Below are 18,764 nucleotides of genomic sequence, written 5' to 3'. Positions count from 1 at the left end.
ACAGGTGTCGAGACGAGTCCCGAGGGCTTCATCCGCCTTCGACGAAGGAGCGCGACGATGAGCGAGACCACCAGCACGACCCGCACCACGGGCGGCTTCAGCGGCGACCCGGCCGCCGCCCTCACCGCCGTCGGCACCGGCGGCTGCTGCGGCAGCCCCGCCCAGGCCACCCTCACCCTGCCCGAACCGGCCACCGCGGCGAGCGGCCCGTGTTGCGGGACGACCGCCGAAGCCGAGCAGGCCGGTTCCTGCTGTGGCGCCGCCGCCAAGCGGCAGGCCGTCGACGCCGGACAAGGGTGCTGCGGATGACCGGCGCACCGGCCGCATCGACCACCCTCGCCGGACTGGACGTGCTGCTCGACCAGACGTCGGGGGAGCGGCTGGCCGCCACGGTCACCATGCTGGCCGGCACCACGTTCACCGGCCGCCGGGTCGGCAGCCCCGGCGGCACCGCCGCCGGCACGTGGCTGGCGGACCTGCTGGCCACGACCGGCGCGACCGTCGCCCGCGACACGTTCACCGTCGGCCGGGTTCCCCAGGTGTACGCGCCGCCCGCCGTGTCATGGCAGCGCGGTCACCAGGTGGTGCGGCTGGAGTTCGGCCGTGACGTCGCCGTGCACCTGGCCTCCGCCGACCGGGCGCACGCGCTGCGGGCACCGCTCGGGGCTGCCGGTTACGGTGACCCGGCCGGCCGGTGGCTGCTCGTCCCGCCGGGGATGGGCCTGTTCGACGCCTACGGTCATGCCGACGGTGCGGCCGGACTCCTCCTGGCCCGCGGTGTGGACGCCGACGGCTGGCACTACACGATGCTCGCCGGGCCGGACCCGGGGCCGGTGCCGGTGCTGTCGATCGAGACCGGCCTGCACCAGCGGATGACCGATGCCGTCCGCCGCGCCGACCACGACACGACGCTGACGGCGGCCACGCCGATCCGCCGCAGCAAGGTCACCGGGACCAACCTGTACGCCCGCTACCGGACGGTCGCGGCCGGAGGGCTCGACCTGTTGCTCACCGCCCATTACGACGGTGTCGGCGATCATCCCGGTCTGCGCCAGCCGGCGGCGGCCGACAACGGCAGCGGTGTCGCGGTCGTCTGTGAAGCCGCCCGCCTGCTCGCCGGCACCCTGCCCGACGGGATCGGGTTGCAGGTGGCGCTGCTGGACGCCGAGGAGACCGGCGCGCTCGGCTCGGCCCACCACGCCCGCCGCCTCACCGACGGCGGCGAGCGCCCGGCGGTGATCAACGTCGACGGCGCCGGTCACCTGAACACGGCTGCCGCCGTCGAAGCCGGCGGGCCCGCCCACAGGCTGCTCGCCGTCCTGGACCGGGCCGCCCGCCACACCGGTCTTCCCCTGGTGGCCGGCCCGGTGGCCTCCGACAACCGCCGGTACGCGGCCGCCGGGCTCGCCGCCGTCGGCATCGGCGCGGGGATGGCCGGCTATCACAGCCCGGCCGACACCCCGGACCGCGTCCAGACCGCCACCATGGTGGCCCTGTGTCGCCTGATCGTGGCAACCGCCTGGCTCGCCGCCGTCGCAAAGGCTAGCCTTTCATCGTTGATCGGCGATCGACGATGAGGGGCGTGCGGGCGGATGGCGGAACTGCTGGACCGGGCGATCGCGGAGGAGTACGCGTCGTGGTTCCGGGCGCTCGCCGATCCGTCGCGGGTGCAGATCGTGGAGTACCTGGCTCGCCAGGACCGCCCGATGCCGGTCGGGGAGATCGCCACCGCAGTCGGGCTGGCCCAGTCGACGGTCTCCCAGCATTTGAAGATCCTTACCGAGGTGCGGTTCGTGCTGGTGGAACCGGTCGGCAACGCCCGCCACTACCGGATCAACACCCGCTGCATCGCCTGCTTCCCGTCCGCCGCCGACGTCGTGATGGGCAAGCCGGCACCGCGGGCGACCGGGGGCTGCACGTGACCGGCGCCGGCACGGTCCTGGGGCCGGGTCGCCGTCGCGCCGGTCCGGCGAACGCCGTGGCGCACCTTTCTCCCTGAACCTTTCTCCCATCCGGGCGTGACCGGATTCCGCACGGATACTTCGACATTCATCAAGACAGGGGTCGTCTCATGACCAGCACCTTTCCGGAACTGCCCGTCGTGGTCATCGGCGCCGGCCCGGTCGGGCTCGCCGCCGCCGCGCACCTGAGCGAACGGGGTCTGCCCTTCCTCGTCCTGGAGTCCGGCGACGGTCCCGCCGCGGCGGTCCGTGACTGGGGGCACGTGCGGCTGTTCTCGCCGTGGCGGTTCAACATCGACCCGGCCGCCGCCCGGCTGCTCGACGACGCGGGCTGGGTCCGCCCGGACGACGACGAGCTGCCCACCGGCGCCCGCCTCGCCGCCGACTACCTGGAGCCGCTCGCCGCCCTGCCCGCCCTCGAACCGAAGGTGCGGTACGGGGCGCGGGTCGCCGCGGTCACCCGGCTCCGCCTCGACCGGGTGCGCAGCCTCGGCCGCGACGCCACCCCCTACCTGATCCGCCTCGCCGACGGTGAAGACATCCTGGCCCGGGCCGTCATCGACGCCTCGGGCACCTGGACGACCCCGAACGTGCTCGGTGCCTCCGGCATCCCCGCGCACGGCGAGAGCGACGCGGCCGGATTCGTGGAATCCGCCCTGCCGGACGTGCTCGGCCGCGACCGGGACCGGTTCGCCGGCCGCCACACACTGGTCGTCGGTGCCGGGCATTCCGCCGCCAACACCCTGCTCGCCCTCGCCGAACTGGCCGGGCGGGCACCGGGCACCGGCGTGACCTGGGCGATCCGGGCGACCAGCCCGGCGCGCACCTACGGCGGTGAGTCCGCCGACGCGCTGCCCGCCCGCGGAGCGCTCGGTTCCCGGCTGCGCGAACACGTCGAGAACGGCAAGATCACGCTGCTCACCGGCTTCTCCGTGGACCGGGTCACCGCCGCCGGTGACCAGGTGGAGGTGTCGGACGGCGAACGGTCGATCACCGTCGACCGGATCGTGTCCGCGACCGGTTTCCGGCCCGACCACACCATCACCGGTGAACTGCGCCTGGACCTCGACCCGATCATGGGGGCGCCCCGCGCGCTGGCGCCGCTGATCGACCCGAACGAGCACTCCTGCGGCACCGTCCCGCCGCACGGCGTCGACGAACTGACCCATCCCGAACCGGGCTACTTCGCCGTCGGCGTCAAGAGCTACGGCCGGGCACCGACGTTCCTGCTCGCCACCGGCTACGAGCAGGTCCGTTCGGTGGTCGCGGCGCTCGACGGTGACTGGCAGGCGGCCCGCGACGTTCAGCTCGACCTGCCGGAGACCGGGGTCTGCAACAGCAACCCGGTCGCGGGCGACGAGGCCGTCGCCGCCGGTGGCGGCTGCGGCACCCCGGCCGCCGTCGAGCAGCCGGCCGGACGGGGACTGGCCACCGGCATCGCCGGTGGGCTGCTCACCGCCCCGCTCACCCTGATCACTCTGGGCGGCGAGCCCGCCGAAGGCCAGACCGGCTCCTGCTGCTGAGCGGCGTGACCACCACGAACCCGCCGGCCGTCAGCGGCCGGCGGGTGTTCCACGGCTGGTGGATCGTCACCACCTTCGCGATCACCCAGACCATCGGGTACGGCAGCCTCTACTACGCCTTCGCGGTCGTGCTGCACCCCGTCGCCGCCGACCTGCACACCTCGCCGGCGGTGGTGACCGGGGCGTTCACCACCGCGATCCTCGCCCAGGCCGCCGCCGCCGTTCCCGTCGGCAGACGGCTCGACCGGCACGGCGGCCGCGCGCTGATGACCACCGGCACCGTCCTCGGCGCCGGCATGCTGGTCGCCTGGTCCCAGGTCCGTACGATCGGCCAGTTGTATCTGGTCTTCATCGGGCTGGGCGTCGCGATGGCGATGGCCCTCTACGAGGCCGCCACCCCGGTCCTGGTCTCCTGGTTCGACGCCGCCCGACGCCCGAAGGCGATCCTCGGCATGATCGTCGTCGCCGGATTCGCCAGCACCGTCTTCATGCCGCTCACCGGCTGGCTCACCGATCGACACGGCTGGCGCACCACCCTGCTGATCCTCGCGGCCCTCTACGGCAGCGTCGCCGTCCCGCTGCACCTGCTCGTCGTCCGCCGCCCGCCGTCCGCCACCGGCGCGTCGCGGCACGGCGCCTCCGCGTACCGCCGGACCCTGATCCGGGCCGCGGTCCGCGACAGCCGATTCTGGTGGCTGGCCGTCGCGTTCGTCGCGCACGCCGCCGCGATGACCACGATGACCGTTCACCTCGTCGGCTACCTGGTGAGCCGGGACCATCCGGCCACCTTCGCCGCCACGATCGCCGGCCTGCTCGGTGTCCTGTCGGTCACCGGCCGGCTGCTGCTGACCGCCGTCGGCCGCCGGCTCCGCCTGCACCGGGTGGTCGCCGTCGTCTTCGCGGTACAGGCGGCCGGCGCGCTCAGCCTGTCCCTGCTCGGCGGCACCCGCCTCGGAGCGGTCCTCGCCGTCACGGCCTTCGGGCTCGGGTTCGGCATCTCCAGCCTGGCCACCCCGCAACTGCTCGCCGACCGGTACGGCACCATCGCCTACGGCAGCATCGCCGGCACCCTCGCCGCGTGCGTCACCCTCGCCAAGGCAGGCGCACCGCTCGCCGCCGCCGGCCTGCTCAGCGACTCCGGTGGATACCTGATCGCCCTGGTGGCCATCGGTGGTGCCTGCCTGGTCGCCGCGGGCGGCATCCTGATCCGTGCGACAGCACCGGGACCCGCGCCGAGCGAACCCGTGCCGTCCCCTGCCGGGCCCGGTTGACCGGCTCGGCGTCAGACCGCCGGTACCGGCTTCGTACGAGCCAGAGCCCATGCCACCGGAACACAGATCCCGTACATGATCAGCCCGTACGCCAGGACGGCGAGCACCACGGTCGGCGACGCGGCGGCCGCGAAGAACAGCGCCAGGGTCAGGTTCCGCACCCCGGTCGTCATCGCCACCGCCCGCCGTTGCGACACCGATCCCAGCCGGGACAGCCCCACCGGCGTCACGCTCACCACCACCAGCACCGTGATCACGGCGACGCCCGGCCAGCCCACCTGCGGCAGCCGGCCCACCCCGGTGACCAGGAAATACAGGACGACAGCGGCCAGCAGTACGTCCGCCGCCCGCCGTGCCATCCGGTGCACCCGCTGCGCCCACCGCGGCCGGTATCGGCGAAGTGTCATCCCCACCGCCAGTGGCACCACCTGACCGAGCAGCCCACCGCCGACGAGTAGCAGCCCCGCCCCGCCGGCGGGAATCACACCGTGTCCCGCGACCGCCGCCCACGCCGGCACCGACACCAGCCCGAGCGGGGCGAGCAGGACCTGCAACGCCGCGCTGACCGCGAGGTCGCCGCGCGCGTGCAGCGTCAGCAGGGCGCCGGTGCCGCCCCCGGGAGCGGCCGCTGCCAGCACCAGTCCGAGGGTCACCTCCGGACCGAGGTCGACTGCCGTGACCAGGGCGACCGCCAGCCCCGGCAGCACGATCACGTTGGCCGCGACCGCGACGAGCACCAGCCCCGGTCGCCGGGCCAGAGCACCGAAGTCGTCGATGCCGGCGGCCGTGCCGACCGCCAGCATCGACGCGATCAGCAGAACCGCGACGGCGGCCGTGCTCACCGCGCCGCCGCGACGTGACGGCCGGCCCGGCGCAGCAGCCGGTCCAGCACGAACGCGGCGTCCCGGCCGACACCGCGCAGCGTCGCCGAGGCAAAGCTGCGCTGCCGTTCCAGGCCCACGAACCCGAGCCCGGGCAGCACCGTGGACACCCCGGCGTCATGCGGCGGGACACCGTGGGCGTCGACGGCGCCGGTGCCGGTCAGGTACGGCAGGTCAGGGCGATAGCCGGTGGCCAGCAGCACCACGTCGACCCGCTCGGACGTGCCGTCGGCCCACACGACCCGGTCGCCGTCGAACCGCTGCGGCAGTGGCCGGTGGTCCGGCCGGCCGGCACTGAGGGCCGCCCGGTACCGGCCGTCGTCGATCACCGGCACGGTCCCCGCCACCAGCCGTGGCCCCCACCGTGACGTGTCCAGCCTGGTGCGGGTCAGCCACCAGTGGAAGTCACGGCCCAGGATCCGCTGCCGCTGGAACCGCAACGGTCCCCGCGTCGTGATGGTCACCGACGCCACCCGCGCGAGTTCGGCCGCGATCTGGACCGCCGAGTTCCCGCCGCCGACCACCACCGCCCGGGCCCCTGCCAGTCCGCCGGGGCTGCGGTACTCGCCGGCGTGCAGCACCCGGCCGGTGAACGACGTCAAGCCGGGCAGTGCCGGCCGGAACGGCCTGCCGAAACCGCCGCTCGCCGCGATCACCACCGGCGCCCGTACGATCCCGCCGCTCGCCGTGGTGATCACGAAGCCGCCGCCGCCGTCGTCGGCGGTGACCCGCTCGGCGCGGGTGCCGAACCGGATGTCGGCGTCGAGGGCGGCGGTGTACGCGGTGAGGTAGTCGACGACCTCGTCACGTACCGGATAGTGGTCCGGGTCTGCGGGGAACGGCATCCTGGGCAGGCCGGAGAACCGGGCGGGGGAGAACAGGGTCAGGCTGTCGTAGTAGGACGGCCACGAACCACCCGGCCCGGTGGAGGCGTCCAGGACGAGAGGACGGAGCCCGCGCCGCGCAGCGAGGTGGGCGGCGGCGAGACCGGACTGGCCCCCACCGATGACGGCGAGGTCTGCGGAAGTCATGCCCCGCAATGTATCGTCACATCGGGAAATGACGAAATGATGCTCGGGAGGGACACTGATAGCCGATGACCACTCCCGCCCCGCTCGACGGCCTCACCCAGGACTTCCTCAAGGCCCTCGCCAGTGAAACCCGTCAACAGATCATGCTGCTGTTCGCCGGAGGCCGAGAGCTCACCGTCGGCGAGATCGCCACCGCCTGCGGCCTCGGTCAGTCGACCGCCAGCGAACAACTCGCCGTCCTGCGCCGCGGCGGCCTGCTCACCTCCACCCGCGACGGCAAACTCGTCCGCTACCGCGCCGACCCCACCGCCATCGGCGCCCGCATCGCCGAGCTCCAGGGATACCTGGCCTGCTGCTGCCCGCCCGGGGCCGGGAGCCACCCGGCCGACCCGTCGGGCCCGCACGGTTGACGTACGGTGTGCTCTCAGAAACAGCTACCGCAGAAGTTGTGCGGATCCTCGCCGGGCGTCGAATCCGGCACGGGCGGAGACGGACTGCCGGTGTACGCACCACGCGGCGAGGCCGGCCCGCTGACCAGGGGGTCGTCGGCGGCCAGCGGTGTCACCGTGGCGCTGTGGCCCTCGGCCTGGCTCGCGGTCACGGTGACGCGCACGCACGCCACCTTGACTCCGTAGTAGTTCAGCGGCATCTGCGGGTCTCTGGTGATCGGCCCCGCCGTGAGACACACCCCGTAGGTGCCTGCTGACCGGGCGACGGCCAGGGTGCCGAAGGTGATCGGCGTGGGCTGCCAGCCGGTGGCCGGCGGGGTGGGGAACACCCGCACGTTGTAGCCGTGCAACAGTCCGGGCAGCCCGGCGCGGCCCCGGTACGTCACGAGGCCGAAGCCGACCGGCATGTCGGTGGCCGCCGGGGCGGCGCATTCGGTGGCGGTCCCGGTCACGACGAAGTAGTCCAGATGGGCGTCGGGCAGCACGCCGGACAGTCCGCCCTGCACGCAGGTCGCGTACCGCCAGGGAATCGACGGGGTACCGCCGTCCGCGGCGGACGCCGCGTGGCCGGGGAGCAGAGCCGCCGTCATCAGCATGGCGGTGGCACGGAACAGGTACCTCATCAGATCTCCTCCGGCGTCGGCGTGTCGATGACCGGGACACCCGGCAGCGGGACCGCCCTGGCCGCGCCGAGCACCAGGGCCAGCTGGAACCGGTTCTGCACGCCGAGGCGGTCCATCAGTGCGCGCAGGGTGTAGACGACGGTGCGCCGGCTCAGGCCCAGTGCCTCGCCGGCCGCCTCCTCGCTGTAGCCGTCGGTGAGCAGGGTGAGGATGGCCTGCTCACGAGCAGTCAGTTCGATCGGCGGCACCTCCTGCCGGAAGGGATCCCTGGCGGTGCGCCAGATGCGGTGGAACAGCTGGGTCAGGTGGGCGACGGCGTCCGCGTCGGTGATCTGGACCGCACCGGCGTCGAAGCGGACCGGGTCGGCGGGGAACAGGGCGGTGTGCCGGTCGAAGATCATCAGCTTGAGCGGCAGGTCGGTGGTCTCGCGGTACTCGGCGCCGGCCGGCACGGCGTCCCGGGGTCCGCCGGCGCGGGGCGGCAGGCTGAGAGCGCGTAGCCGTACACCCCGGGCCACCAGCCCGCGGTCCTGTGGTGCGGCGACCGCGGCGGCCTCGGCGCTGATCTGTTCCTCGGTGTTGATCGCCAGATGTTCGCGGCGTTCTGCGGCCGTCAGTGCGGCGATCCGTTCCCGGGCGGCCTCGCGGGTGGGCAGCCGGCGTACCGTCGCGGGGTCGACCCGCTCCAGGTGCAGACCGGCGACCGCGGCCAGGTGCCGGCGGTAGCCTTCGGTCACGGCCACCGGTCCGCGCCGCTGCCGCATCAGAAGGCCCACCCGGTGTACGTCCACCGCGTGCCACCAGCGTTCACGGCCGCGACAGGTCAGGCGTGCCGCGCCGGCCGCCGACAGTTCGTCCGTCGCCGCCGCCAGGCGACCGCCGTCGATGTCCAGATCCCGCGCCAGCATCGCGCACGTCTGCGGGCCCCGCATCGTCAGCGTTCGGTAGATCAGGTCCGCGTGCGGGGACAGTCCCCATCGCCCCAGCACCGGCACCACGGGCGCGGACTGACGCGCCAGCACCTGTCCTGACATATTCGGTCCCCCGATCGAATCGGTCCTCATCAGAGCATCGGGCCCGGGTATCTCCCCAGACCCGTGCCATCACCGCTGCGCAGGTGCGCAACGGCTTTCCCGTGGTCCTCGCCCGGTGTTCCGGCGGTGTGGCGTCATGGGGTTCCAGCGGCGAGCCGGCCGGCGCCGGCGGACCGCGGTCACCCGTACATCTCGGAAGGGATCGTCATGAATGTTCGTAGGATCGCTGCCGCCCTCGTGATCGGCACCGGTACCTACGGCTACCGCACCTACGTCCAGGGGACCGGGCTGGACGGCGCGACGAGGACGAAGTACTCCAACGAGATCCGCGTCGCCTGCTAGCCCGCACCGGGCCGTTCGGAGCGCCACGGGGGCGGTCCGCACGGCCCGGTGCTGGGCGGGCGACCGGGCGGCGGGTCGTCGTACGGCCATGGCCCTGCCTTTCCCGAGGCTTCGCGACCGGTACGTGTGCCGGCCCCGCCGACAGCATCGCCGGGCGGGCATGACATCGGCGTGACACGGCCGGCGTGCGCCGGGTGGCCGGTCAGGTGTGCTGCTCGGTCGTGAGCCGGCGGAGCAGTGCGACGAGCTGGGAGAGGTCGTCGTCGGACCAGTCGCGGGTGCGTCGGCGGAACACGTCACCACGGTCGTCCAGCGTTGCGGTGACCCGTTCCCGGCCGTCCGCGCTGAGCTCCACGATGATGCTGCGCCGGTCCTGCGGATTCGGCGAGGCGTCGAGCAGACCGAGGGAGCGCATCCTGCCGATCAGTGTGCTGGTGGAGCTGCGGTCCCGCCATGCAGCCCACGATCGTCATCACCGGCGCCACCAACGGCCTCGGCCGCCTCGACATCATGTTCACGATGGAACTCGCCCGTCGGCTGGCCGGCAGCACCGTCACCGCGAACTGTCTCGACCCCGGGTTCAACACCACGGGCCTGGGACGCGAACTGCGGTTCGCCGGCGTCCTCGAGAAGGTCCTCACCCGGCTCGGCATCGGTGGCCCGGCCCACGGCGCCGGCCTCATCGTCGCCCTGGCGACCGATCCCGGCTTCGCCGGCCGTACCGGCGGCTACCACACCGTCCGCGACGCCCGGCAGATCCGGCCCACCCCGCCCGGCGACGACCCGGAACGGCAAGCACTGCTCTGGCGCGAAACCGAGCGGATCCTGCAGACCGGAGAGCGGTGACCCCGGAGCACGGTGATGTGGTCTGTGGTCTCGACCACCCGGGCCCGGGGCCCGGCGCCGAGCGGGGGAGGATTGCCCGATGGACGGGGGCGCGACTCTCCGGGTCTCGGTGCTGGGTGCGTTCCGGGTGACCCGCGGTGATGCCGCTGTGCCGGTCGTGGGCGCGCGGTTGCGGGGACTGGCGGTGCGGCTGGCGCTCGCCGGCGGACGCCCGGTCGAGCCGGACGCCCTGATCGACGCGATCTGGGCCGACGTCCCGCCGGCCGGCGCCGCCCACGCCCTGCAGTCACTGGTCTCCCGGCTGCGCCGGATTCTCGGCTCGCCCGGCAGCGTCGCGCAGGTCGTCGGCGGCTACCGGTTGACGGTGGACGCCGACGACGTGGACGCGCTGCGGTTCGAGCAGCTCACCGCGACGGGCCGGGACCGGCTCCGCGCCGGCGATCCGATGACCGCGGCGGCCCGGCTCGGCGAGGCGGTGGCGCTGTGGGGTGCGGAACCCGGCGCGGAGCCGGCGGTCATCGCCGCGGTGGCGCCCACCGCCGCGACACGGCTGGCCGGCCTCTCGGTGGAGGCGGTCGTCGACCTGGCCGCCGCCGAGACGGCTCTGGGCCGTGCCGACGCGGCCGCCGACCGGCTCACCGCGCTGCTCGCCGGGCGGCCCGTCCATGAGCGGGCGGCCGCGCTGCTCATGGACGCGCTCGCCGCCCAGGGCCGCCAGGGTGAAGCCCTGGGGCTGTACGAGCGGGTCCGCGGGGTCCTGGCCGACGACCTCGGCGCCGACCCGGGTGCCGCTCTGCGGGAGCGGCATGTCGGCCTGCTCCGCGCGCCGGCCGCCACGGAGAAGCCACCGTCGAGCAACCTGCCCGCGCCGCTGACCAGCTTCGTCGGCCGCGACGACGACCTGGCGCGCGTCGAGGCGCTGCTCACCGCCGGCCGGCTGGTCACCGTGCTGGGTCCCGGCGGCTCCGGCAAGACACGCCTCGCGGTGGAGGCCGCCCGCCGCCACCGCGACGACTACCGCGACGGCGCCTGGCTGATCGACCTCTCCTCCATCGTGGAGCCGGCGAAGATCGGTACGGCGGTGCTCGCCGCGATCGGGCTACGCGGCGCCGCCGTCCGGCGGGTGGCGGGCGATGACCTGGATCTGCTCGTGGAACAGTTGAGCGGCCGGGAGTGCCTGCTGCTGGTCGACAACTGCGAGCACCTGATCGACGCGGTGGCCCACCTCGCCGCGGCGCTGCTGCCGCGATGCCCCGACCTGCGGGTGCTGGCCACCAGCCGCGAGCCCCTCGCCATCGGCGGCGAGGCGCTGGTGCCGTTGGGCCCACTCGCTCTGCCCGGCCCGGACGACGACCTCGACCAGGTACGGCGCGCGGCGTCGGTGCGGCTGTTCACCGAGCGGGCCGCCGCCGTACGCCCGGGCTTCGCGGTCGATCGCAGCGCGCTGCCCGACGTGCTGCGGGTGGTACGCGGGCTGGACGGGTTGCCGTTGGCGCTCGAGCTGGCGGCGGCCCGGTTGCGGACGATGTCGCTGCCCGAACTGGCCACCGGATTGTCGGACCGGTTCCGGCTGTTGTCGACCGGCAGCCGTACCGCCCTGCCCCGGCACCGGACGCTGCGCGCGGTCATCGCCTGGAGCTGGGACCTGCTGACCGACGACGAGCGGACCGTCGCCGAGCGTGTCTCGGTGCTTCCGGGTGGCGTCACCACGGCCACGGCCACCGCGGTCTGCTCCGGCACGACGGTGCCGGTCGCCGCCATGCCGGAGCTGCTCTCCGGACTCGTCGACCGGTCGTTGCTCCAGCTCACACCAGAGCCGGGCCGATACCGCATGCTGGAGACGCTGCGCGAGTACGGCATCGAACGCCTGACCGGGACCGGCCGGATCGGCGCCGTCCGCGACCTGGCCGCCGATCACCTGGCCACGCTGATGCACGAGCAGGACCGGCGACTGCGCGGTCCGGGTCAGCTGACGGCCCTCCAGCTGATCCGCGCCGAGTACGACAACACGCTGGCCGGGCTGCGCCGGCGGTGCGACAGCGGCGACGCGAGCGGGGCCGTCGCGCTGGCGCTGAGCCTGACCTGGTTCTGGCAGGTGTTCGGCCGCAACTCCGACGCGGCCTACTGGCTGGGCGAGGCGCTGGCCGTACCCGGCGGTGACCCGGCACCCGAACGCACCTGTGCCGAGGCGGTCCACCTGCTCAGCCGGGCCGACAGCCGGCTGCCGCTGACCGTCGAGCAGCTGGCCGCCGACCGGGTGCGTATGCGGGAGCTGGCCGACGAACTGCTCAGACATCCCCGGCTGCCCGGCCCGTACGGCGTCTTCGGCCCGGTGCTGCTCACCTTCCTGGAGCAGGACCGGGCCGCCTCCCGGCTGTTCGACCAGCTGGCCGCCGGTGATGACCGGTGGCTGTCCGGGCTGGCCCGCCTCTTCCGGGCGCAGATCGCCGAGAACCGTGGCGAGCTCGACACGATGCGGGCCGAGGTGGACGCGGCGCTGGACGGCTTCCGGCAGGCCGGCGACCGGTGGGGCCTGGCCGCGGCGCTGTCCACACGGGCCCGGCTGCGGCAGTACGACGACCTCGACGGCGCGCTGGCCGACCTGAGCGAGGCCCGATCGCTGGCCGATGAGTTCGGGGCGCTCAGCATCGGCGACCAGGTGGACAGCGACCTGCGGTGGGTCGATCTGCACCTGCGCCGCGGCGATACCCGCCAGGCCCTCGTTCTGCTCGGCGCGGTCCGGGAGCGGGCCGAGCGCGCGGCATCGGCCGAGTTGCTGATCCTGGTCGACGCGTGCGAGGCCGACGCCCGGCTGCACCTGGGCGATCCGGGCCGGGCCGGCGGCCTGCTGCGGGACGCCGAGCGGCGGGCGGACCGCGGCACGGCGGACCAGGTCCGGTCACTGCTCGGCTGCGCCCGGGCCGCGCTGTGTCTGGCCGAAGGCGATCTGCCCGGCACGGAAGCGGCGCTGACCCGGGCGTACGCAGCCGGGCGCGACTCCCGGGACCTGCCGATCCTGTCCGTGGTGGCGGTGCACACGGCGGCGCTCACCGAGGCGTACGGAGAGACGCGCCGATCGGCTGTCCTGCTGGGTGCCGCGTCCCGGCTGCGCGGCACCCACGACCACACCGACCTGCGGATTCGTGGTCTCACCACACGGGGACAGGCCGTGCTGGGCGAGAAGGGGTTCGCCGCGGCCTACCGGGCCGGGTGGGAACTCGACCGCGAGCAGGCCGTCATCCGCGCCGATCCCGCCCGGTGCCGCTGACCGGGCGACCACCGGCATCCGCTGCCGAGCGGGGGCCGAACCAGCGGTCGGCGGCCCGCGCGAAGGCGGCGGGATCGGGATGACGGTCGCCGGCCCACGCGACCACGCCATCGGGCCGGACGAGCACGGCACCGCATCCGAGGTCGTCCTCGGCCGGACCGGACACATACCGGATCCGGCCCGTCCAGCCGGTCGCCGGATCGCGCAGAGCCCGGTCGGGGCTGAAGTCCAGCGCCACGCCCCGCCCGTCGCGCAGCAGATCGCCGAGGCCGGTGCCGTCCTGGAGACGGAACTCCGGGGCGTGCCTGCCGACCAGCGGGTGGTCGCTGCGCAGGTCGTATCGGATCGATGCGCCCGACACCGTCCGGAAGGCGTAGGTGGTGCCGTCCCTGGTGGCGAGCAGATCGCCGACGAGCGTCCGCAGCGCCGGTGCATGCGAGCCCGGCCGCATGACCGCCACCTGCGCGCGGGACCAGTCGAGCACCGCCGCCCCGATCGGATGACGCTCCCGGGTGTACGTGTCGAGAAGTCCCGCCGGCGCGGATCCGCGGACCGTGGCGGCGAGTTTCCAGCCCAGGTTGAGGGCGTCGCCGAGACCGAGATTGAGGCCCTGCCCGCCCAGCGGCGAGTGGATGTGCGCGGCGTCGCCCGCGAGGAGGACACGCCCGTCGCGGTAGGTCGTCGTCTGCATGGCGCGGTCGGTGAAGCTCGACGCCAGCCGCACCTCGCCCACGGTGACGTCGGTGCCGGACACCCGCCGCAGAACCGCCTGGAGATGATCCCGGGTCAACGGCTGGGAACGGTCGAACGCGCCGCCGTCGAAGTCCATCATGCCGACGTGACCCGGCGTGGGCATCCGGACGATCATCCCGGCCGGTGTGAGGCTGAAGCCGCGCCGCAGTTTCTCCGGATCGGCGATGTCGGCGAGCATCACATAGCCGGTGAGCTGCGGCCCGGTGCCCACGAGATCGAAACCGAGCAGTTTCCGTACGGTGCTGCGGCCGCCGTCGCAGCCGACGAGCCACCGTCCCCGGTACGCCTGGCGACCGGACCGGGCGATCACGCCCTCGTCGTCCTGCTCGACGGCGTCGACCGGCACGCCCCGTCTGATCTCCACGCCCAGTTCGGCGGCTCGCTCGGACAGCACCGTCTCGACCGCGTCGAGACTGGACATCAAGCCGTGTGCCGCCGGGCTGGGCAGCCGGAACGGCAGACCGGACAGGTCGACGTTCGCCGGGTCGAGCATCATGCCGGCGAAATGGCCGACGGAACGCGGACCGGCGCCGCCCTCACCGGTGATTCCGGACGCGGCCAGTAGCCGCGGCAACATCCCGCGCCGGTGGAAGGCCTCGGCCGAGGCGGCGGACAGGCCGCGCATGCCCAGGGGAGGGGACCGCCACACCGAATGCGGCTGCGGATCCCGCTCGAGTACCAGGACCGAACAGCCGGACAGGCCGAGTTCGCAGGCCAGCAACAGCCCGACCGGGCCGCCGCCGACGATCATCACGTCGTACATGGGGTTTCCTCTCCGAGAGTCGGGGCGGGGCGTCACGCGAACAGCGACAGGTCGACCGAGTCCGCCAGGGCCTGGTAGCCGGCGTCGTTTCCGTGCAGGAAGTCACCCGCGTGGAGGTGGTCCCTGATCCGGCCCGGCCGGGCCGGATCACGCCAGACGGCGTCGAAGTCCCACACCGAGTCGAAGGCGCCGCTCGTACGGATCCACTCGTTGACCTCCTGTCGTGCCTTCTCGCCGTCCGGCGTATGGATCTCGGCGCCTTCGTCGGGGGTCAGCGTGGTGGCGTGGACGCGCACCCCGCGCTCATGGGCACGGGCGATCAGCTGGAGATAGCCGGCGATGACGTCCGCCGGGGTCACCGGAGAGCCGGGGAACATCGCCAGAAAGCCGTCGCCGGACTCGTCGTCACGCGCGGCGAACGAGATGCTGATGTCGTTGTGGCCCAGCGAGACCACCACGTGGCCGAGGCCCGGAGTGGCCAGGACGTCACGGTCGAACCGGGCCAGCCCGGCCGTACCGAGACCGTCGTTGAGCAGCCGGTTGCCGCTGATGCCCTGGTTGACGACGTAGGCGGCCGGCCCACCGCGCCGGATCAGACGTTCGGCCAGCAGCTCCGGCCAGCTCCGGTGGGTGTCCGGGGTCGAGCCGAACCCGTCGGCGAGGGAATCGCTCAGCACGACGACGGCCCTGCCCGGTGCGGTGGGACGCACCGCCACCGCCGAGATCAGCGCCCGTACCGGTAGGGGTGCGGCCGTCGCCGGCGGGATGCCGCCGGCCACCGCGTTGCCCGCGATGAGCCAGCCGGTGTCCAGCGACGGGTCGTGGCAGGTGACGCTCTCCACGAGTTCGGGCAGGTAGAGGCTGATCGACAGCAGATCGAGGGCGGCGAGTGGCAGATCGATCGGATCGCTGAGCATCGGCGCGCCGGCCGGGACGGTCACCGAAGGCCGGCCGGCGAACGTCACCGTCCGGTCGCTGCCCCGCCGGACGTCACCGTCGGCCGCCGCGAGCCCGACCCGGGCCGCGCCGATGGTCAGCGGTCCGGTCCCGTACTCGTTGGTGAGGCGCAGCCGTACATGTCGCCCGCCTCCGCTAACCCGCACCACCTGGCGCAGCGTCACATCGGCGAACGGCGGGCAGCCGTCGAGCGAGCCGAGCCCCGCATCGGGCGCCTGCGGCGCGGCGCCCCAGGTCTGGACCCAGTTGTCGGTGTTCATCGTGTCTCCCTGGTTATCGGTCACGGGAGGCAGACTGCGGCGGGCCGCTCACACCGGGCTCACACGGCGCTCACACGTGCGGGATCGGAGGGAGACGACGGCCTGTCGATCACCCGGCCGGGTCCGCCGGGCAGCGGCGACCCTCACGGCGACGGCCGCTATCCGGGGTCCTGACAATCGGTCGTCTGTCACAGGTCGAACACCTACGCTCGTCGTCAGAGACGGTGATCGAACGGGCGGTGCGATGACGGCACTTCATGCTGACTGCTGAGACGTTGCCGGCAGCCGGGCTGACGTCCGCCCAGGTCGCCGCGGCGCGGGAACGAGGCGAGACGAACGCCGTACCCTCGTCGACGTCGCGCCGGTACTGGTCGATTCTGCGGGCGAACCTCTTCACCCTCTTCAACAACTTCCTGTACGTGATCGGGCTCGCGCTGCTGGTGATGGGACGGCCGAAGGACGCCGTCGTCAGCGTCGGTCTCGGTCTGCTCAACTCGCTGATCGGCTCGATCCAGGAGGTACGCGCCAAACAGAAACTCGACCGCCTCCGACTGCTGCACCGCGCCCCCTGCCGGGTGGTCCGCGACGGTGCCGAGCGGGAGGTGACTCCCGAGCAGATTGTCCGCGGCGATCTGCTGCACGTCGCGGCCGGCGATCAGATCGTCGTGGACGGCCCGATGATCGCCGGCGACCGGTTGGAGGTCGACGAGTCGTCGCTGACGGGGGAGACCGCACCGGTGCTGAAGGGGATCGGGGACCGGCTGCATTCGGGCACGGTGGTGCTGGGTGGGTCGGCGTATCAGACGGCCGAGGCGGTCGGCGCCGACAGCAACGCGGGCGCGCTGACCGCGACCGCGAAGGCGTGGAAGCCCGATCCCACACCGATGCAGTGGCGCATCGACGCGATCGTCCGGTTGATCATGCTGACCGTGGCGGTGATGAGCGCGGCGGTCCTGGCCAACGCGGCCCTCAAGGGATTGACGCTGGTCGAGGTCGTGCAGACCGCGGCGGTGCTGTCCGGGCTCGTGCCGTACGGCCTGTTCTTCCTGATCACCATCTCGTACGCGGTCGGCGCCGCCGCGATCGCCCGACGGGGTGCGCTGATCCAGCAGATCAGCGCCGTCGAGTCGCTGTGCAGCGTCGACGTGGTGTGCACCGACAAGACCGGCACCCTGACCACCGGCCGGATGAACCTGGAACGGGTGGAGACCTTCGACGGCCACGACCCGGCGACGGTACGACAGCTGCTGGGAACCGCGGTCGAGGCCATGACGACCCGCAACCACACCGTCGTCGCGCTGGCGCAGGCGCTGCCGGGGACGCTGCCGCCGGTGCGCGAGCGGGTCGCGTTCTCCCCGCAACACCGATGGAGCGGAGTCTCCGGCCCCGATGGCGGCTACGTCCTGGGTGCCGTGGAGGCCCTGGACGGTGCGTTCCCCGCCACGGCCGACCCGCGGATGTACGCCGTCCTGGACGACCTGACACGTCAGGGCCTGCGGGTGCTGCTGTTCGCCGCGACCGCCGATCCCGATACCGGTTTCCTCGACGCCGACGGCAGGCCCGCCCTGCCCGCGCTGACACCGCTGGCGCTGGTCGCGCTGCGCGACGAGGTCCGCGCCGGGGCCGGCGAGGCGCTGAACCGCCTGCGTGCCGAGGGCGTCGAGATCAAGATCATCTCCGGCGACGATCCACGGACGGTGGCCGCTCTCGGCCGGTGTGTCGGCCTGGACGACGCCGACCCGGTCACCGGCGCCGACCTGGAGGCGATGACCCCGGCCGCGTTCGACGACGCCGTGACCCGGGGCACCGTGTTCGGCCGGGTCACACCACGGACGAAGGAACGCATGCTGGGCAGCCTGCGCCGGCAGGGCCGGTACACCGCGATGATCGGCGACGGTGTCAACGACATCCCGTCGCTGAAGAAGGCGCACGTCGGTGTCGCCCTGGCCGGCGGCAACAGTGTCGCCTGCGACGTCGCCGACATCGTGCTGCTCGACGACTCCTTCGACGCGCTCGCGCCGGCCCAGCGGCAGGGGCGGCGCATCGTGACCGGCATCGCGACGTCGATGTACCTGTATCTCGCGCGGGTCAGCACCTCCATCCTGATCATCGTCGGTGTGGCGATGCTGGGACTCGGGTTCCCCTACGAGCCGTCGCAGGTGGCCCTGGTGCTGTTCACGGTGGGTGTGCCGACCATGCTGCTCACCGCGTGGGCCGAACCGGAGCCGCCGGACCCCGGCCTGATCGGCTCACTGGCCCGCTTCGTGGCTCCCGCCGCGATCGTGACCGCGCTGTTCGGCGTCACCGTCTACGCCACCCTGTACCAGTTCGTGCTGACGTTGCCCGGCAAGAGGGTGCCGGAGAATCTGGTCGCCCGTTTCGAACAGTTCACCGGCCTGCTGAGTACCAGCGCCACCTTCACCGAGCAGGCCGCCACGGTCGTCGCCCAGACCGGACTGACGGTGTTCACCTCGTTCGCCGCATTCCTGCTGATCCTCTTCCTGAAGCCGCCGGTGCGCGTCTTCGCGAGCTGGACTCCGGTACACCACGACAAGCGTCCGGCCGCTCTCGTCGGCGCTCTCATCGCCGTCTTCGTCGTCATCCTGGCCACACCCGTGCTCGCCGACTACTTCGGGCTCTTCCCCGATGTCGCCGCGTTCGCCGTCGCCGGCCTGGCGTTGCCGCCGTGGTTCCTACTGCTCAGTGCCGTCTGGCGGTTCGACCTGCTGAGCCGCATGATCGGCTTCCACCGGCCGGCCGGACCGGACTGAGTCCTCGAAGAACCACGCGGCTGAGCCGGCC

General features: G+C 73.2%; 17 protein-coding genes. 10 read left to right on the top strand and 7 right to left on the bottom strand.

The features are described from left to right. The first annotated feature begins 57 nt into the window (after positions 1 to 57). The 5 genes from BC793_RS34900 (at position 58) to BC793_RS34880 (ending at position 4,755) form a co-directional block, all read left to right on the top strand. The gene (locus BC793_RS34900) at positions 58 to 309 is read left to right on the top strand and encodes a hypothetical protein (RefSeq protein ID WP_109600383.1); all 252 of its coding nucleotides are present in this window, start codon (positions 58 to 60) and stop codon (positions 307 to 309) included. Then, positions 306 to 1,577, top strand: coding sequence for a M28 family peptidase (locus BC793_RS34895; RefSeq protein ID WP_203896482.1), 1,272 nt, complete (start codon positions 306 to 308; stop codon positions 1,575 to 1,577). Before BC793_RS34900 ends, BC793_RS34895 begins: the two co-directional genes overlap by 4 nt. A gap of 15 nt (positions 1,578 to 1,592) precedes the next feature. Beyond that, the gene (locus BC793_RS34890; RefSeq protein WP_109600381.1) at positions 1,593 to 1,922 is read left to right on the top strand and encodes an ArsR/SmtB family transcription factor; all 330 of its coding nucleotides are present in this window, start codon (positions 1,593 to 1,595) and stop codon (positions 1,920 to 1,922) included. A 149-nt stretch (positions 1,923 to 2,071) separates the two neighbouring features. Then, complete coding sequence (locus tag BC793_RS34885) at positions 2,072 to 3,484, top strand: FAD-dependent oxidoreductase (protein ID WP_109600379.1); 1,413 nt, start codon at positions 2,072 to 2,074, stop codon at positions 3,482 to 3,484. Between the two features lie 5 nt (positions 3,485 to 3,489). After that, positions 3,490 to 4,755, top strand: a complete 1,266-nt coding sequence (locus BC793_RS34880) for an MFS transporter (protein WP_239170466.1) — start codon at positions 3,490 to 3,492, stop codon at positions 4,753 to 4,755. An 11-nt stretch (positions 4,756 to 4,766) separates the two neighbouring features. Here BC793_RS34880 and BC793_RS34875 read toward each other — a convergent pair whose 3' ends face one another. Beyond that, entirely contained in the window at positions 4,767 to 5,597 is an 831-nt protein-coding gene (locus BC793_RS34875; protein ID WP_109600377.1) for a bile acid:sodium symporter family protein, read from the bottom strand. Beyond that, the gene (locus BC793_RS34870) at positions 5,594 to 6,667 is read right to left on the bottom strand and encodes a flavin-containing monooxygenase (RefSeq protein WP_109600375.1); all 1,074 of its coding nucleotides are present in this window, start codon (positions 6,665 to 6,667) and stop codon (positions 5,594 to 5,596) included. Before BC793_RS34870 ends, BC793_RS34875 begins: the two co-directional genes overlap by 4 nt. 65 nt (positions 6,668 to 6,732) lie before the next feature. Here BC793_RS34870 and BC793_RS34865 point away from each other — a divergent pair, with 65 nt between their 5' ends. Next, positions 6,733 to 7,077: an ArsR/SmtB family transcription factor gene (locus BC793_RS34865; protein ID WP_109600373.1), complete on the top strand. Its 345-nt coding sequence runs from the start codon at positions 6,733 to 6,735 to the stop codon at positions 7,075 to 7,077. A 14-nt stretch (positions 7,078 to 7,091) separates the two neighbouring features. On the opposite strand, the gene BC793_RS34860 is transcribed toward BC793_RS34865, so the two are convergent. Then, entirely contained in the window at positions 7,092 to 7,739 is a 648-nt protein-coding gene (locus BC793_RS34860; RefSeq protein WP_109600372.1) for a hypothetical protein, read from the bottom strand. Beyond that, positions 7,739 to 8,773, bottom strand: a complete 1,035-nt coding sequence (locus BC793_RS51810) for a LuxR family transcriptional regulator (RefSeq protein WP_146246583.1) — start codon at positions 8,771 to 8,773, stop codon at positions 7,739 to 7,741. The genes BC793_RS34860 and BC793_RS51810 overlap by 1 nt, the downstream gene beginning before the upstream one ends. A gap of 207 nt (positions 8,774 to 8,980) precedes the next feature. On the opposite strand from BC793_RS51810, the gene BC793_RS52480 reads away from it, so the two are divergent. Further along, positions 8,981 to 9,115: a hypothetical protein gene (locus BC793_RS52480; RefSeq protein ID WP_275416275.1), complete on the top strand. Its 135-nt coding sequence runs from the start codon at positions 8,981 to 8,983 to the stop codon at positions 9,113 to 9,115. 202 nt (positions 9,116 to 9,317) lie between these two features. Here BC793_RS52480 and BC793_RS34850 read toward each other — a convergent pair whose 3' ends face one another. Continuing rightward, entirely contained in the window at positions 9,318 to 9,530 is a 213-nt protein-coding gene (locus tag BC793_RS34850) for a hypothetical protein (protein ID WP_109600368.1), read from the bottom strand. 38 nt (positions 9,531 to 9,568) lie between these two features. Between BC793_RS34850 and BC793_RS34845 the strand changes: the two genes are divergently transcribed. Further along, complete coding sequence (locus tag BC793_RS34845) at positions 9,569 to 9,961, top strand: Rossmann-fold NAD(P)-binding domain-containing protein (RefSeq protein WP_203896481.1); 393 nt, start codon at positions 9,569 to 9,571, stop codon at positions 9,959 to 9,961. 79 nt (positions 9,962 to 10,040) lie between these two features. After that, positions 10,041 to 13,229, top strand: coding sequence for an ATP-binding protein (locus tag BC793_RS34840; RefSeq protein ID WP_109600366.1), 3,189 nt, complete (start codon positions 10,041 to 10,043; stop codon positions 13,227 to 13,229). Here BC793_RS34840 and BC793_RS34835 read toward each other — a convergent pair. Together BC793_RS34835 and BC793_RS34830 are read right to left on the bottom strand one after the other, a co-directional pair. Further along, a complete protein-coding gene (locus BC793_RS34835) occupies positions 13,198 to 14,745 on the bottom strand; it encodes an FAD-dependent monooxygenase (protein ID WP_109600365.1) in 1,548 nt (515 codons plus the stop codon). The genes BC793_RS34840 and BC793_RS34835 overlap by 32 nt on opposite strands. A 32-nt stretch (positions 14,746 to 14,777) precedes the next feature. Then, complete coding sequence (locus BC793_RS34830; protein WP_109600363.1) at positions 14,778 to 15,962, bottom strand: SGNH/GDSL hydrolase family protein; 1,185 nt, start codon at positions 15,960 to 15,962, stop codon at positions 14,778 to 14,780. Positions 15,963 to 16,219: 257 nt separating this feature from the next. Between BC793_RS34830 and BC793_RS34825 the strand changes: the two genes are divergently transcribed. Further along, a complete protein-coding gene (locus tag BC793_RS34825; RefSeq protein WP_109600361.1) occupies positions 16,220 to 18,733 on the top strand; it encodes an HAD-IC family P-type ATPase in 2,514 nt (837 codons plus the stop codon). The last annotated feature ends 31 nt before the right edge of the window (positions 18,734 to 18,764 follow it).

Source organism: Actinoplanes xinjiangensis, from assembly GCF_003148685.1.
GTDB classification, from domain to species: Bacteria; Actinomycetota; Actinomycetes; order Mycobacteriales; family Micromonosporaceae; genus Actinoplanes; species Actinoplanes xinjiangensis.
The sequence above is the reverse complement of the archived record's forward strand: the minus strand, read 5'-3'. Positions and strand labels throughout refer to the sequence as shown.

Coding starts and splice junctions, on each gene's coding strand:
- BC793_RS34900 (WP_109600383.1), top strand. CDS start 58: ATGAGCGAGACCACCAGCACGACCCGCACCACGGGCGGCTTCAGCGGC.
- BC793_RS34895 (WP_203896482.1), top strand. CDS start 306: ATGACCGGCGCACCGGCCGCATCGACCACCCTCGCCGGACTGGACGTG.
- BC793_RS34890 (WP_109600381.1), top strand. CDS start 1,593: ATGGCGGAACTGCTGGACCGGGCGATCGCGGAGGAGTACGCGTCGTGG.
- BC793_RS34885 (WP_109600379.1), top strand. CDS start 2,072: ATGACCAGCACCTTTCCGGAACTGCCCGTCGTGGTCATCGGCGCCGGC.
- BC793_RS34870 (WP_109600375.1), bottom strand. CDS start 6,667: ATGACTTCCGCAGACCTCGCCGTCATCGGTGGGGGCCAGTCCGGTCTC.
- BC793_RS34865 (WP_109600373.1), top strand. CDS start 6,733: ATGACCACTCCCGCCCCGCTCGACGGCCTCACCCAGGACTTCCTCAAG.
- BC793_RS34860 (WP_109600372.1), bottom strand. CDS start 7,739: ATGAGGTACCTGTTCCGTGCCACCGCCATGCTGATGACGGCGGCTCTG.
- BC793_RS51810 (WP_146246583.1), bottom strand. CDS start 8,773: ATGTCAGGACAGGTGCTGGCGCGTCAGTCCGCGCCCGTGGTGCCGGTG.
- BC793_RS52480 (WP_275416275.1), top strand. CDS start 8,981: ATGAATGTTCGTAGGATCGCTGCCGCCCTCGTGATCGGCACCGGTACC.
- BC793_RS34850 (WP_109600368.1), bottom strand. CDS start 9,530: ATGCGCTCCCTCGGTCTGCTCGACGCCTCGCCGAATCCGCAGGACCGG.
- BC793_RS34845 (WP_203896481.1), top strand. CDS start 9,569: ATGCAGCCCACGATCGTCATCACCGGCGCCACCAACGGCCTCGGCCGC.
- BC793_RS34840 (WP_109600366.1), top strand. CDS start 10,041: ATGGACGGGGGCGCGACTCTCCGGGTCTCGGTGCTGGGTGCGTTCCGG.
- BC793_RS34835 (WP_109600365.1), bottom strand. CDS start 14,745: ATGTACGACGTGATGATCGTCGGCGGCGGCCCGGTCGGGCTGTTGCTG.
- BC793_RS34830 (WP_109600363.1), bottom strand. CDS start 15,962: ATGAACACCGACAACTGGGTCCAGACCTGGGGCGCCGCGCCGCAGGCG.
- BC793_RS34825 (WP_109600361.1), top strand. CDS start 16,220: ATGCTGACTGCTGAGACGTTGCCGGCAGCCGGGCTGACGTCCGCCCAG.